The following is a 17083-nucleotide window of genomic DNA, read 5'->3' as shown; positions in this document are numbered from 1 at the left end:
TCGAAGGCTGCGTGCAACAGCGCAGTGCGAGGGTATTCCGTGATCGGCGGGTTGAACCCACGCAGCAGGCGATCGCGTTCGGTCGCGGGCAGAATGTCGAGTTCGGCGACTTCCTCCCGATTACCCTCCTCAACGGCGCTCACCAGCACTTCAATCGATGTAAGCAGGTAGGCGGCAACCCGCTCTGCGTCGATACCCGCCCCTGCCTGCACCACCAGGCCAAAACTGCCGTCGGCGGCATCATTGACCGAAATGGTGATCGGGTAGTTGGTCCGCTCCTTTGCGTCAATCACCCGCACGCCGGCCATGAGCGACTCGGACGCCTCGCCATCGGAGGCGAACGCCCCCACGTGGCGATAGTTGAACAGGCTGTTGAACAGCGGAAGCGGGGGCGCAACGCCGCTGCAGCGCTGTGCCAGTGCCAACGACGCATGTTCGTGTTCAAGCAACACGACCACGCTCTCATGGACGGCGCCGAGCAGGCCGGTGGCGCTCATTGAACCGAGCGAAACACAGAGCGGAAGCGTATTGAGCGACATCCCGACGATGTCCGCATGGCCACGCGCGCCCTGCATGCGGCCGGACAGCACCGTTCCAAACACGACCGTATCCTGTGCAGTGCAGCGGGCCGCGACCATGGCCCAGGCGGCATGGAACAGCACCGAAGGCGAAACCTTCTGCCGGCTGGCGCACGTGCGGACCCGTCGCGACACATCGGACGCCACCGCGTTCCGGACCTCGACGACGCCCTGGCCGTTCGCCATTACCTCGAGCGCATCGAACGGCAACGTGGGCGTGTCGACCTTACCCAGCACGCCGCGGAAGTACCGCTCGTGCGATTCACCCGGCGTCGCCCGGGAGTGCACCACCAGCTCGCGGTAGGGCGTGGGGGGAGCCAGCTCGCCGGCATCGCCATCGAGCAGCAGACCAATCTCGTCCAGCAATGCGTGCATGGACACGTGGTCGCATACGACGTGATGGTGAAGCAGCGCCAGCACGTACTCGCCCCGGTCCATATCGAAGGCGGTGAACGCCTCCAGCAACGGTGCCTGCGTGAGGTCGAACGTGCGGCACTGTGGATCGCTGATCGCCAGCAACCTTTCCCGGGCATCCGCACCGTCCGCAGCGACCTCAACCAGACGCAGTTGTGCATGGCGGTGCACCACCTGCACGGGCTGACGGATCCGCTGCCAGTGAATGGCGGTGCGCAGAATATCGTGCCGTTGCACCAGCGTCTGCAGTGCGGCGAGAAACCCCTCCAACCGCTCCCTGCTGTCGAAGCCCAGCACGAACCGCAGCAGGTAGGCGTCATCACCTTCGCCCAGAAGGTGGTGGAACAGAATTCCCTCCTGCATCGGCGTCAGGGGGTAGATGTCCTGGATGTTGTTCACGCCGCCGGGGGCGGCGGCGACGATGCGGTCGATCTCGACCTGGCTGATGTCCGCCAGCGGCACCATGTCTGGACTGATGCGATGGCAGCCGGGTGGAACCGTCGGGCGCTCGAATGGTACCGGACCGGCTACATCCGACAGCGGCTCGAGCACCCTGGCCATGTCGGCCAGGGTCCTGTTGGCAAACGCACTCTTTACATCGGTCCGCCAGCCTTCCCGCTGGAGCGCGGCGATCATCTGTACCACCAGCAGCGAATGCCCGCCCAGTTCGAAGAAGTTGTCCTGACGGCCGACGCGCTCGCGCCCCAGCAACCTGGACCAGACGCGGGCAAGCTGCTGTTCGGCGTCCGTGACGGGTGCTTCGTACAGAGTGCCAGCAATGGCCGCGTGGTCCGGCGGCGGGAGTGCACGCCGATCAAGCTTTCCGTTTTCAGTCAGCGGCCACGCGTCCAGTGCCACGTAGGCACTGGGTAGCATGTACTCGGGAAGCGACTGCGAAAGGGTGCCGCGCAGTGTCTCCGGAGTGGGCATCGCGTCCGCCTGCGCGATCACGTAGGCGACCAGACGCTTGTCACCGGCATCACCGCCATAGGCCAACACCACCGCCTCGCGGACGCCCGGGCAGGCGGCCAGCTGCATTTCAATCTCGCCCAATTCGATCCGGAAGCCGCGGATCTTGACCTGGCAGTCATTGCGGCCCAGGTATTCCAGCGTACCATCGACCCGCCAGCGCCCCATGTCGCCACTGCGGTACATCCGGGCACCTCGATCCGCCGCGAAGGGATCTGCAATGAAACGCTCCGCGGTCAATTCCGGTCGATTCAGATAGCCCAGTGCGACGCCCTCTCCGGCGATGTTGATCTCGCCGCGTACTCCCACTGGAACGCGCTGTCCTTCGCCATCTAGCAGGTAGATCCGGGTGTTGGCCAGCGGGCGGCCGATGGGCACGGTCGGCGATCCCTCCAGACCGCCGGATACTGTATGGGTTGCGGTGAACGTAGTGGTCTCGGTGGGACCATAGCAATGCACCAGGCGTCCCGGCGGATGATCGCGCATAACCCTTGAGACGACGCCCACATCCGATTGTTCGCCACCGAAAAGCAGGCAGCGAAGGCGGGGAATGACGTCGGCCAGGGTCGGGGCATACTGGTTGAACAGGCCTACCGTGAGATGCAGGATAGTCACGGCCTGATTCAGAAGCAGGGAGCGGAAGGCCTCGCCATCCAGCAACGTGGACTGGGGCACCACCAGCAATCGGGCCCCGGCCAACAGGGTCACCCATATCTCCCAGGCAGCCGCGTCGAACGCAGGATTTGCGCAGTGGGCCAGGCAATCCTCGGGCCCGATATCGAGATAGGAGCGATCCATGACCAAGCGCAGCACGCTGCGATGGTGAAGCATCACGCCTTTGGGTTGCCCCGTTGAGCCTGAGGTATAGATGACATAGGCCAGCGGCGGAGACGTAGGATGTGGGCAATGGAGATTGCTGTCGTCGTACGCGCCGATGCGCGCCTCTTCGCGCTCCAGGCAAACCCGGGGCATGCCGGTGTCCGGGAAGCACGCGAGCAACGCGTCCGCCGTGACCAGAGCGGTCGGGGCAGAATCTGCCAGCATGTACGCGATCCGCTCGCTAGGATACGACGGGTCGATGGGAACGTAGACGGCACCCGCCTTCAGGATCGACAGCAGGCCCACGACCAGGTCGATGCCGCGCGGCAGGCTGATGGCGACGCGATCGCCCGGCTGGACGCCCACGCTCAGCAGATGGCGTGCCACCTGATTGGCGCGCTGGTTGACAGTGGAGTAGGACACGACCGTGTCGCCCTCGACCACGGCGGCGCGGTCCGGCTGCGTCGCGGCTAGCTTTTCGAATTCAAGGTGCAACAAGCTCTCGCGGGGATAGTCGGTCGGCATCGGATTGAAGCTGTCGAGCAGGAGGTGCTGCTGTGTGGTCAACAGCGGCACCCGGCCCGGTGCACAGCGGTCATCGGCGATGAATCCTTCAAGCAGCGTCGCGTAGTGCTGGAACCAGCGCTCGACCGTCTGCGCATCCAGCAACGCCGAGGCGAATGTGATCTGACCCTGTATCACGTCGCCCACTTCCTCCAGCGACATGCCCAGGTCAACCGCGGCATGCGATTCCGGTGTGGCAATCCTGTCGAAGGTGATGCCCGGCAACACTGAAGCGTCTGACGACGGGGTGTTGTTGAGCGCGAAAATGGTCTGGAACAGCGGACCGTGGCTCAAGCTGCGGGAGGGTTGCAGGGTATCGACCACCTGCTCGAACGGCACGTCCTGATGGGCGTAGCCGGCCAGCGCGGTCGCCTTGACCTGGGCCAGCAGCCCGGCCACGTCCGACGCGGCCTGCACGTTCACCCGCAGGGCCAGGGTGTTGACGAAGAAGCCGATCAGCGGCTCGATCTCGGCGCGCTGCCGGTTCGCCACCGGTGTCCCGATCACCACCTCGCCCTGCCCGCTCAGGCGCGACATCAACAGCGCCCAACCGCTGAGCAGGGTCATGAACACGGTGGTGCCGTGGTGTTGGGAGAAGGACCGCAACCGCTTCACAAGCTCCGGTTGCAGAACCACTTCGACACGTCCGCCGGCATAACTCTGCACCGCTGGGCGCGGCCGGTCGGTGGGCAGCTCGAGCAGCGCCGGCGCACCGCTCAGGTGCTCGCGCCAGAACCCGAGCTGCTGCTGCAGCGCCTCGCCCTGCAACCATTGCCGCTGCCAGAGCGCATAGTCGGCATACTGGATCGCCAATGGTGGCAGCGGGTCCGGCTGGCCCTGACTAAAGGCCTCGTACAAGGCGGTGACTTCGCCGATCATCACCCCGATCGACCAACCGTCGGACACGATGTGGTGCTGCGTCACCAGCAGCACGTGCTCCTGCGCGGACAAGCGCAGCAGCTGGCCACGGATCAACGGGCCAACGGCGAGGTCAAACGGGGCCAGCGCTTCCTGCGCGCTGCGCTGTTCCACCACTGCCTGCTGCGCATCGTGCGACAGTGCGGACAGATCCACCTGCTCCAATGCAAACCCGATCGTTTCCGGCGCGAACTGCTGCACCGGGCCGTCCTCGCCCTGCACGAAACACGTGCGCAGGCTCTCATGCCGCGCCACGATTCGATCCAGCGTGGCCTGCAGCGCGGCCACGTCCAGCGTGCCCTGCAGGCGCAGCGCAGCCGGAATGTGATACGCCAGGCCCGCAGCCGGGTCGAGCTGGTCCAGGAACCACAGCCGCTGCTGTGCCCACGACAACGGCAACGCCGCCGACCGGTCGGCCGGCACTACGCTGCCCAGCGTGCTGTGCGTGCTGTCGTCCAGCGTCGCCGCGAAACCAGCCAGGGTCGGATGCTCGAACAACCGTCCCAGCGGCACCTCCCGGCCCAGCGTGCGGCGCAGCGCCGAAACCAGCTGGATGGCCAGCAACGAATGCCCACCCAGCTCGAAGAAATGATCGTGGCGTCCGACCTGGGCCACCCCCAGCAGGTCGGCCCAAAGACCTGCCACCTGCGCTTCGCGCTCGTTGGCCGGTGCCTCATAGGCCTGTGCGGCCACCGATTCACCGTCCGGGGGCGGCAACGCACGCCGGTCCAGCTTGCCGTTCACCGTCAGCGGCCAGCCCGACACCCGCACGAAGGCCACCGGCACCATGTACTCCGGCAGCTTGCGCGCCAGCGCCGCGCGCAGCGTGGCCGCTTCCGGTGACGTCCCTTCCTCGGCCAGCACATAGGCCACCAGGCGCTTGTCGCCCGGGCTGTCCTCGCGCGCCAGCACCACGGCCTCGCGTACGTCCGCGCACGCCAGCAACTGTGCCTCGATCTCCCCCAGCTCGATGCGGAAGCCGCGGATCTTGACCTGGAAATCATTGCGGCCCACATAGTCCAGCGTACCGTCGGCACGCCAGCGCGCCAGGTCGCCGGTGCGGTACAGGCGCGCCTGCGGGTCGGCGCTGAACGGGTCGGCGATGAAACGCTCGGCCGTAAGCTCGGGCCGGTTGAGGTAGCCCCGCGCCACCCCGTCGCCACCGATGTGCAGCTGGCCCACCACCCCCACCGGCACCACCTGCCCGGCTGTGTCCAGCACATGGATCCGGGTGTTGCCGATCGGTCGCCCGATCGGGATCGAGCGCTGCCCCGGTGCCACCGGAGGAATCAGGTAGGTCGTGGCAAAGGTCGTGCTTTCCGTCGGGCCATAACCATTGAGCACCTGCTGCGGACGGACGGGGCGGTTCACCAGCCTGCCCACCGCCACCGCATCCAGCGCCTCGCCCCCGATCAGCAGATAGCGCAGCCCGCCCAACGCATCTTCCAGGGCGTCGACCACCTCGTTGAACAGCCCGGCGGTCAACCACAATGCGGTTACCCCGCCGGCCTGCAGCGCCGTGCCCAGCTGCGCCGGATCGCGTACCTGCGCGGCCGACACGATCTGCAACCGCGCCCCGTTCAACAGCGCGCCCCAGATCTCCCACGTCGCCGCGTCGAACGCCGGGCTGGCGCAATGCGCCACGCAGTCGTCCACGCCCAACGGCGCAAAGCCGCTGTTGATCACCAGCCGCAGCACGTTGCGGTGCTCGACCATCACCCCCTTGGGTTGACCGGTCGATCCAGAGGTATAGATCACATACGCCAGGTCGCGTGCGCCCAGCCCCTCCACCACCGGCGCATGGCGCGGCTGCGCCGCCGTCTGCCGCACCTCCTGCGGATCGTCCACAACCACCACCGGCAGCAGGCTCTGTGCCGGCAGATCATCCACCAGCGCATCCTGGGTCAGCAGCGCCACCGGCGCGCAATCCTCCAGCTGCCACGCCAGGCGTGCCGCCGGTGCCGTCGGCTCCAGGGGCACATATGCGCCCCCGGCCTTTACCACCGCCAGCATCGACACCACCAGCGCGATGCCGCGCTCCATGCACAGCGCCACCCGCTGGCCCGGACCTGCCCCCATGCCCACCAGACGATGCGCCAGCTGGTTGGCCGCACACTCCAGTTCCGCGTAGCTGAGCCGCTCGTCGCCCTCAACGACCGCCACCGCACCTGGCCGCGCCTGCGCCTGTGCCGTGAAGCAGGCACCGATCAGGCCCTCGCGCGGATACTCGGCCTGCGTGGCATTGAAACCATGCACCAGCTGGTCGCGCTGGGCGGAGGTGAGCAGCGGCAACCGCGCCAGATCCGATTCCCGCTCTTCCGCCAATGCGGCGAGCAAGGTCGCATACGCACCCACCAGCTGCTCGACGCTTGACGCGTCGAACAGGTCATGGGCGTACGTCAGATTGCCGATCAGGCCAGCGTCGGTCTCCTGCAACGACAGGGACAGATCGAACTGGGTGGTTTCCAGGCGTGGCGGGCAAAGCGCGAAGTGCAGACCACTGGCTTCCAACGGCCCGCGATCGGGTGTGTTGTTGAGGCTGAAGGACACCTGGTAGAGCGGACTGTGGCCCAGACTGCGGGACGGACGCAGCAGCTCGACCACCTGCTCGAACGGCACGTCCTGGTGGGCGTAGCCGGCCAGCGCGGTCGCCTTGACCTGGGCCAGCAGCCCGGCCACGTCCGACGCGGCCTGCACGTTCACCCGCAGGGCCAGGGTGTTGACGAAGAAGCCGATCAGCGGCTCGATCTCGGCGCGCTGCCGGTTCGCCACCGGTGTCCCGATCACCACCTCGCCCTGCCCGCTCAGGCGCGACATCAACAGCGCCCAACCGCTGAGCAGGGTCATGAACAGCGTGGTGCCATGTCGCTGCGACAACGCGTGCAGTCGTTCCACCAGCGGTGCCGGCAAGGTGAATGCCACATTGCCACCGGCATAGCTCTGTACCGCTGGACGCGGCCGGTCGGTGGGCAGCTCGAGCAGCGCCGGCGCACCGCTCAGGTGCTCGCGCCAGAACCCGAGCTGCTGCTGCAGCGCCTCGCCCTGCAACCACTGCCGCTGCCAGAGCGCGTAGTCGGCATACTGGATCGCCAATGGTGGCAGCGGGTCCGGCTGGCCCTGACTAAAGGCCTCGTACAAGGCGGTGACTTCGCCGATCATCACCCCGATCGACCAACCGTCGGACACGATGTGGTGCTGCGTCACCAGCAGCACGTGCTCCTGCGCGGACAAGCGCAGCAGCTGGCCACGGATCAACGGGCCAACGGCGAGGTCAAACGGGGCCAGCGCTTCCTGCGCGCTGCGCTGTTCCACCACTGCCTGCTGCGCATCGTGCGACAGTGCGGACAGATCCACCTGCTCCAATGCAAACCCGATCGTTTCCGGCGCGAACTGCTGCACCGGGCCGTCCTCGCCCTGCACGAAACACGTGCGCAGGCTCTCATGCCGCGCCACGATTCGATCCAGCGTGGCCTGCAGCGCGGCCACGTCCAGCGTGCCCTGCAGGCGCAGCGCAGCCGGAATGTGATACGCCAGGCCCGCAGCCGGGTCGAGCTGGTCCAGGAACCACAGCCGCTGCTGTGCCCACGACAACGGCAACGCCGCCGACCGGTCGGCCGGCACTACGCTGCCCAGCGTGCTGTGCGTGCTGTCGTCCAGCGTCGCCGCGAAACCAGCCAGGGTCGGATGCTCGAACAACCGTCCCAGCGGCACCTCCCGGCCCAGCGTGCGGCGCAGCGCCGAAACCAGCTGGATGGCCAGCAACGAATGCCCACCCAGCTCGAAGAAATGATCGTGGCGTCCGACCTGGGCCACCCCCAGCAGGTCGGCCCAAAGACCTGCCACCTGCGCTTCGCGCTCGTTGGCCGGTGCCTCATAGGCCTGTGCGGCCACCGATTCACCGTCCGGGGGCGGCAACGCACGCCGGTCCAGCTTGCCGTTCACCGTCAGCGGCCAGCCCGACACCCGCACGAAGGCCACCGGCACCATGTACTCCGGCAGCTTGCGCGCCAGCGCCGCGCGCAGCGTGGCCGCTTCCGGTGACGTCCCTTCCTCGGCCAGCACATAGGCCACCAGGCGCTTGTCGCCCGGGCTGTCCTCGCGCGCCAGCACCACGGCCTCGCGTACGTCCGCGCACGCCAGCAACTGTGCCTCGATCTCCCCCAGCTCGATGCGGAAGCCGCGGATCTTGACCTGGAAATCATTGCGGCCCACATAGTCCAGCGTACCGTCGGCACGCCAGCGCGCCAGGTCGCCGGTGCGGTACAGGCGCGCCTGCGGGTCGGCGCTGAACGGGTCGGCGATGAAACGCTCGGCCGTAAGCTCGGGCCGGTTGAGGTAGCCCCGCGCCACCCCGTCGCCACCGATGTGCAGCTGGCCCACCACCCCCACCGGCACCACCTGCCCGGCTGTGTCCAGCACATGGATCCGGGTGTTGCCGATCGGTCGCCCGATCGGGATCGAGCGCTGCCCCGGTGCCACCGGAGGAATCAGGTAGGTCGTGGCAAAGGTCGTGCTTTCCGTCGGGCCATAACCATTGAGCACCTGCTGCGGACGGACGGGGCGGTTCACCAGCCTGCCCACCGCCACCGCATCCAGCGCCTCGCCCCCGATCAGCAGATAGCGCAGCCCGCCCAACGCATCTTCCAGGGCGTCGACCACCTCGTTGAACAGCCCGGCGGTCAACCACAATGCGGTTACCCCGCCGGCCTGCAGCGCCGTGCCCAGCTGCGCCGGATCGCGTACCTGCGCGGCCGACACGATCTGCAACCGCGCCCCGTTCAACAGCGCGCCCCAGATCTCCCACGTCGCCGCGTCGAACGCCGGGCTGGCGCAATGCGCCACGCAGTCGTCCACGCCCAACGGCGCAAAGCCGCTGTTGATCACCAGCCGCAGCACGTTGCGGTGCTCGACCATCACCCCCTTGGGTTGACCGGTCGATCCAGAGGTATAGATCACATACGCCAGGTCGCGTGCGCCCAGCCCCTCCACCACCGGCGCATGGCGCGGCTGCGCCGCCGTCTGCCGCACCTCCTGCGGATCGTCCACAACCACCACCGGCAGCAGGCTCTGTGCCGGCAGATCATCCACCAGCGCATCCTGGGTCAGCAGCGCCACCGGCGCGCAATCCTCCAGCTGCCACGCCAGGCGTGCCGCCGGTGCCGTCGGCTCCAGGGGCACATATGCGCCCCCGGCCTTTACCACCGCCAGCATCGACACCACCAGCGCGATGCCGCGCTCCATGCACAGCGCCACCCGCTGGCCCGGACCTGCCCCCATGCCCACCAGACGATGCGCCAGCTGGTTGGCCGCACACTCCAGTTCCGCGTAGCTGAGCCGCTCGTCGCCCTCAACGACCGCCACCGCACCTGGCCGCGCCTGCGCCTGTGCCGTGAAGCAGGCACCGATCAGGCCCTCGCGCGGATACTCGGCCTGCGTGGCATTGAAACCATGCACCAGCTGGTCGCGCTGGGCGGAGGTGAGCAGCGGCAACCGCGCCAGATCCGATTCCCGCTCTTCCGCCAATGCGGCGAGCAAGGTCGCATACGCACCCACCAGCTGCTCGACGCTTGACGCGTCGAACAGGTCATGGGCGTACGTCAGATTGCCGATCAGGCCAGCGTCGGTCTCCTGCAACGACAGGGACAGATCGAACTGGGTGGTTTCCAGGCGTGGCGGGCAAAGCGCGAAGTGCAGACCACTGGCTTCCAACGGCCCGCGATCGGGTGTGTTGTTGAGGCTGAAGGACACCTGGTAGAGCGGACTGTGGCCCAGACTGCGGGACGGACGCAGCAGCTCGACCACCTGCTCGAACGGCACGTCCTGGTGGGCGTAGCCGGCCAGCGCGGTCGCCTTGACCTGGGCCAGCAGCCCGGCCACGTCCGACGCGGCCTGCACGTTCACCCGCAGGGCCAGGGTGTTGACGAAGAAGCCGATCAGCGGCTCGATCTCGGCGCGCTGCCGGTTCGCCACCGGTGTCCCGATCACCACCTCGCCCTGCCCGCTCAGGCGCGACATCAACAGCGCCCAACCGCTGAGCAGGGTCATGAACACGGTGGTGCCGTGGTGTTGGGAGAAGGACCGCAACCGCTTCACAAGCTCCGGTTGCAGAACCACTTCGACACGTCCGCCGGCATAACTCTGCACCGCTGGGCGCGGCCGGTCGGTGGGCAGCTCGAGCAGCGCCGGCGCACCGCTCAGGTGCTCGCGCCAGAACCCGAGCTGCTGCTGCAGCGCCTCGCCCTGCAACCATTGCCGCTGCCAGAGCGCATAGTCGGCATACTGGATCGCCAATGGTGGCAGCGGGTCCGGCTGGCCCTCACTGAAGGCCGCGTACAAGGCGGTGACTTCGCCGATCATCACCCCGATCGACCAACCGTCGGACACGATGTGGTGCTGCGTCACCAGCAGCACGTGCTCCTGTGCGGACAAGCGCAGCAGCTGGCCACGGATCAACGGGCCAACGGCGAGGTCAAACGGGGTCAACGCTTCCTGCGCGCTGCGCTGTTCCACCACTGCCTGCTGCGCATCGTGCGGCAGTGCGGACAGATCCACCTGCTCCAATGCAAACCCGATCGTTTCCGGCGCGAACTGCTGCACCGGGCCGTCCTCGCCCTGCACGAAACACGTGCGCAGGCTCTCATGCCGCGCCACGATCCGGTCCAGCGTGGCCTGCAGCGCGGCCACGTCCAGCGTGCCCTGCAGGCGCAGCGCAGCCGGAATGTGATACGCCAGGCCCGCAGCCGGGTCGAGCTGGTCCAGGAACCACAGCCGCTGCTGTGCGGAGGACAACGGCACCGGCAGCGTGCGTTCCGCCACCGGAATGTGACCACCCGACAGCGTCTTCGGTGAAACAGCGCTGGAGCCGTTCAGCAAACGCAGCAGCAACTCAAGCTTCGCAGTCTCACGTTCACTCACGGGTCTGGATTCCAAGTTCGGGGAGAGGTCCGGCCAACAACGTGAGCTCGGCACTGCTGTCATCCGACATCAGCAGCTGCTTGAGGTCATCGTCCGAAAGTGCGTCCAGCTGCGCGCTCAATCGCGCCACATCGCTGGTGGAGAACGCGGCAAGGCGGGCGCCAAGCACGGCCTTCGACATCGATGCGATGGTCCGGTGCTGGAACAGCGTGACCATCGGTATCTCCAACGAAAACGCCTGGCTCATGCGCGAAGCGAGCTTGACCGCTGTCATCGAATGCCCACCCAGATCGAAGAAGTCGTCTTCACGCCCGATGCTTTCAAGCCCGAAGACTTCACGCCAGAGTGCTGCAACGGCCAACTCTGTTTCGCCATGCGGTTCATCGCGGCAGGTTGGAACAGCCGCCGCGCTCATGTCACCCAGCGCCTTCCGATCCAGCTTGCCATTGGGCGTCAAAGGCCACGCCGTCACCGGGACGAAAGCAGCCGGCACCATGTAGGCCGGCAACGTCTGGGCCAGGGCCGCGCGCAGCGCAGCCGGCTGCGCTGCCGTACCAGCCTGCGCAAGCACATACGCGACCAGAACCTTGTCGCCCTGGTGGTCCTCGCTCATCAGCACCACCGCCTCGCGCACACCCTCGCATGTCGCCAGCCGTGCTTCAATCTCACCGAGTTCGACCCGGAACCCACGCACCTTCACCTGGAAGTCGCTACGGCCTACGTACTCCAGGCTGCCATCCGGCATGCGCCGACCGATATCGCCCGTGCGATACAACCGTGCCAGTGGATCGGCCCGGAACGGATCGGCGACGAACCGCTCGGCTGTCAAATCAGGACGATTTAGGTAGCCGCGCGCCACACCCGCACCACCGATGTGAATCTCGCCACAGACACCCAACGGGGTCGGCTCCCCATGCGCATCCAGCACGTGCACCTGGGTATTGAAGACAGGCTGGCCCAGATGTGGCACGAATCCCGTGGAGCGGTCCATCCTGACCCACGTCGAATAGGTCGTCGTCTCGGTGGGCCCGTACAGATTGAACAGCTGTTCAATGCCGGTCAGCCCGAACAGCTTCTCGGCCAGGCCGCGCTTCAATGGCTCGCCCGCGAGATTGACCGTCCCTACTGAAGCAGGCAGCTCGCCGACGTCAAGCGCGGCATCCATCACCGAAGGCACTGAGTTGACAAGGCTGCACCCGGCCGACGTCGACACATGGGAGATCAAGTCCGGCACGATGCGTACGCATGCACCCACGCTTAATGGAACAAACACCTCGAACAGCGCCAGGTCGAAGTTCATGGAGGTCGAGAAAAGCGTCTGCGCCAGCTGGTCCGCATGGAACACGGAACGCGCCCACGCCACGAAATTCACTGCGTTCCGATGTTCGACCATCACCCCCTTGGGCACCCCGGTCGAACCCGACGTATAGATGACGTAGGCCAGCTGCGCGGGTTGCAGGGCACCGCGCTCCAGCACCGGGTCATGCAGCGGCCACGCCTCTGACTGCGCGCCCTCGTCCGCCCGCAGCCGTTCCACCCCTGCGGCCCACGCAAGCGGCCCTGTTCCGGTCGTCAGCAACGCCTTTGGCGCGCTGTCGGCCAACATGTGCGCGAGTCGCTCGGCCGGGTAGGAAGGATCCAAGGGCACATAGGCCCCGCCTGCCTTGAGGATCGCCAGCGCGCCCACAACCAGCGCCGATCCGCGCTCGACATGCAGGCCCACCCGGTCGTCGGCACACACCCCCAACGCCAACAACTGCCGCGCGACCCGGTTGGCACGCCGGTTTAGCTCCGAGTAGCTGATCCTTTCCTCTCCGGCGCAGAGAGCGATCGCGTCCGGGGTGCGCTGCACCTGCGCCTCGAACACCTCGGCCAGGGTCGGCTCGATCGCCACCTCACGCTCGGCGGGATTGAACTGACGTACCAGCCGCATGCGCTCTTCGCGTAGGTGCAGGGGAAGGCGGTCCACAGCAAGGGACGGCGTGTCGACCATTCCCCAAAGCAGCGTCTGCAGGTGCCCCACCCAACGCTCGATGGTTGCAGCGTCGAACAATGCGGTTGCGTACTCCAGTCGACCGGACAGCGCGTTGCCCCGCAAGGTCAACCAGAGCGAGAGGTCCACCAGAGTCGTTCCCTGGGTGGCCGGCAGCGGCTCGACCTCAAGCCCGGGCAGCGTCAGCTCACGCTGTTCGGGCGAGGCGTCCAACATCAATAAGGTCTGGAACACCGGGTTGTAGCCAAGGCTGCGTGCCGGCCGCACCGCCTCCACGACCTGCTCGAACGGCACATCCTGATGCGCGTAGGCCGACAATGCCGTATCCCGTACCTGTTCCAGCAAGGCGGCAATCGTCAAGCCGGCCGGAACGCGTACGCGCAGCGCCAGCGTGTTGACGAACAGACCGATCAGTCCGGCCATCCCGGGATGCGGTCGGTTCGCTACCGGCGTGCCGATCACCACTTCTTCCTGTGTACTCAAACGAGACAGAAGGATCGTCCACGCCGAAAGCATTGTCATGAACAGCGTAGTCCCGTGGGACCGCGACAACGTCTGCAACCGGTTGACCAATGCATCGGGCAGAGTAAACATCATGCTGCCGCCTGCGTAGCTCTGCACGGCAGGACGCGGTCGATCAAGCGGGAGCTCGAGCAGTGGAGGCGCATTCAGGAGATGCTTCCGCCAGTAAGAAAGCTGGGTGTCCAGTGTCGATCCGCGTAGCCGACGCTCCTGCCATGCGGCGGCGTCGACATACTGAACCTGCAACGGCGGTAACGGATCGGCCTGGCCCTGGCAGAATGCCGTGTACAGCTCCCTCAATTCGCGGGTCAGCACGCCTATGGACCACCCATCGGAAATCACGTGATGCTGCGTCAACAACAGGACGTGCTCGCGTGGGGAAAGATGCAGGAGTGCGCCCCGGATCAGCGGCGCGACGGACAGGTCGAACGGCCTGACTGCCTCCTCGGCACGCAACCGCTCGACCTCGCTGGACTGTTCGTAGGGCTGGAGCCGGCCAAGATCGTGTCGCGCCAAGGACAAGCCCATGCCCTCTGCCGCGACCTGCTGGGTCGCCCCCTCCGCAGAGGCGACGAAGCGCGTGCGCAGGCTGTCGTGGCGCGCCACGATACAGTCCAGTGCGGCCTGCAGGGCAGTCACGTCCAGCCGACCCCGCAGGCGCAATGCCGAAGGAATGTTGTAGGCGACGCCCGCCGCGGCATCAAGGCGATCCAGGAACCACAGCCGCTGCTGTGCCGAAGCCAGCGGGTACGATGCTGCGCGCTCGACGTGGGTGATCGCGCCAGCCGTCTCGCAGCCGACCTCGGTAGGCCTCAACTGCTGCAGCCGGCCCGCGAGCTGGCCCACAGTGGGGTGTTCGAACAGATCCCGCACGGTCAGTGCGCAGCCGAACTCCGTCTCGACAAGGGTCAACAACTGCATGGCAAGCACGGAATGCCCACCTGCATCCCAGAAGTTCGAGTCCTCGTCCACCTGCTCCAGACCCAGCACGCTCATCCATGTCTCGCCCAGGCGCTGGACAAACGGCTTACTGGACAAAGCGACGGTCCCCGAGCGTTCCAGGGCTCCGTCCGCATCCAGGCGCGTTGTTTGCGCCGACGACCAGATGGAAGGCAGTGTGCCCGACCGATGGAGCTCGCGACAGTGGACGCGCTGCAACTTGCCGCTGGTCGTCCTGGGCAGCGTGCCGGCCTTAACCAGGATCACCGTGGTCGGAGTATACAGCTCCAGCTGCTCCGCGAGCGCGGTGCGTATTGCCGTCGCCAGCAACTCCGGCTGCAGCTGCCGGTGCGACTCCACTTCCTGTACGACGATCAGTTCGGCTGCGTGACCTTCGCCCTCCGAGAACGCCACGCAAGCATCGGCTCTGAAGTCGTCACTGGTACCCTCGATGATCGCCTCAACATCCTGGGGATGGATGTTGCGGCCATTGAACACCATCAGTTCCTTGATGCGTCCGGCCACGTACAGCTGTTCGCCCACGACGAAACCCAAGTCGCCGGTACGTAGGTAGAGAGCGTTGTCGCCTGGCAGCTGCGCGTGGAACACGGCCTGGCTCTGCGCAGCTTGGTTCCAGTAACCGCACGCGACGGACGGCCCCGTGACCCATATCTCGCCGATCTCTCCGGAACGCACCTCGCATCCGGACGACGGGTCTACGACCACCACCCGGTGCTGGCCAGCATTCACGCAGCCCACCGAAGGCAGCTCCAGCGCACCGACGGCATCGCGTCCACCGTTACCTGTCTCGAGCGCGACTGGGTCCTGCTCAAAGCGCCGCGCAGTGACAAGCTGGGAAACGCCGCGCTCACGCGGGGCGCTGGCGGAAACCAGCAAGGTTGACTCCGCCAACCCATACGACGGCGTCAACACGCCCGCACGGAGACCGCACGCCGCGAAACGCGAGGCGAAGCGCGACAAGGTGTCGTAGCGAATGCGTTCGGCACCGTTCACCATGACCCGCACGCAACTCAGGTCCAGCGACGGTATCAGCGCGTCCGGCACCCGATCATTGCACAACGCGTAAGCAAAATTGGGCCCCCCCGTAACCGTAGCGCGATACTCCGACATCGTCTGCAACCAGCGCCCCGGTCTGCGCAGAAATGCCGCCGGAGCGAACTGTACGCTGCTGCAGCCCACCACCACCGGAAAGATGATTCCCCCGATAAGACCGAAGTCATGGTGCGGGGGCAGCCATGTCATGAACGAGTCCGACTCCGTGATGTCGTAGACCGATGCGGCAAGATGGACGTTCGCCAGGCTGTTGCGATGGGAAACCATTACCCCTTTGGGGGTTCCGGTCGATCCGGACGTGTATTGCAGGAAGACCAGGTCTTTCGCAGTGAGAGCGGGCCTCTCCCATTCTGCGTCGGGACAAGGCAGACGGTCAGTGGCAAGCCATGTCATCCCACCGGATTGGATGCTCACGCCATGCATGCCGTCGAGCTGGCGGAGGGTCGCATCGGGTGCCAACGCAAGACGGGGCGCACAATCATCCATCATTGCCTGCAGACGCGGCACGGACCGTGCGTGGGTCGGCGGAAGTGCCGGGACGGACACGACGCCTGCGTAAACACACGCAAAGAACGCGATGATGTAGTCCAAGCCGGGCGGATATACCAGCATGACACGATCGCCGGGAACGGCATGCGCCCGGATGTGTACAGCCAACCCCCTGGCGGCGCGATCCAGCTGGAAGAACGTCAGCGATCGCGGAGTTTCTCCGTCGCTCCCGAGAAATGTAAACGCAACCTTGTCCCGGGTGCAGGAAGCATCAGCGGCACGATGACACAGTACATCCAACAACGTGGCGGTAACGCCCAAGCCCGCGGTATCCATACCAATCAACGCTCCGCCAGATCCAGTGAAAATCCTGAATGGAAATCACACCCGGAAATTCTGACTCAGCCCGAGAATTTCTCAGCGGCCAACTCCAGTCCCTAGAGGGCAGGATTTCCACATCGAACTACCGCACTAAACATCTGTGCTTGCCTAAGCAGGCTGAGAGTATTGTTCTCGTCGTTAGCAATGTCAATCATGCACACGTGGTACAAAAATGGTGCACTGCGTGATCACAACATTGATTCTTCAGTCGTCAGAAACGCGAAATTGGATGGGCAAATGAGGATTTCATCACGCATTCGGATGCAAGACACCATTGCGGTGACACACGCCACGACGGCGGCAAGGCCTGGAACGATGGCGCTCCAACCCGGGTGGTGGCGCGCGACATGATCGCCTTGGCGGGATCTACATCAAGGCACTGGAAACCTGTGGCGATGATCCGCAGTGCCCGGTGACGTACAGAATTTCAGAGAACGGCCGCACGTTGCGGACCAGAAGGGCGCGCCGCTGGAAGCGCGTCGCTGATCGCTGCGGTCCGCATGTCATG

1 protein-coding gene and 2 pseudogenes are annotated in these 17083 nt (G+C 66.0%); all 3 read right to left on the bottom strand.

The genetic code is table 11. The features are described 5' to 3' along the window. Positions 1 to 92 precede the first annotated feature (92 nt). Positions 93 to 9623 (bottom strand): annotated as a pseudogene (locus H7A86_RS21275) (amino acid adenylation domain-containing protein); the annotation flags it as partial. Beyond that, positions 9615 to 11240, bottom strand: a pseudogene (locus tag H7A86_RS21270) (condensation domain-containing protein); the annotation flags it as partial. The pseudogenes H7A86_RS21275 and H7A86_RS21270, both read right to left, overlap by 9 nt. After that, entirely contained in the window at positions 11170 to 16530 is a 5361-nt protein-coding gene (locus H7A86_RS10875) for a non-ribosomal peptide synthetase (protein WP_147421335.1), read from the bottom strand. The gene H7A86_RS10875 and the pseudogene H7A86_RS21270, both read right to left, overlap by 71 nt. Positions 16531 to 17083 lie beyond the last annotated feature (553 nt).

The sequence above is a fragment of the Xanthomonas euroxanthea genome (genome assembly GCF_903989455.1).
GTDB classification, from domain to species: Bacteria; Pseudomonadota; Gammaproteobacteria; order Xanthomonadales; family Xanthomonadaceae; genus Xanthomonas; species Xanthomonas euroxanthea.
The sequence above is the reverse complement of the archived record's forward strand: the minus strand, read 5'-3'. Positions and strand labels throughout refer to the sequence as shown.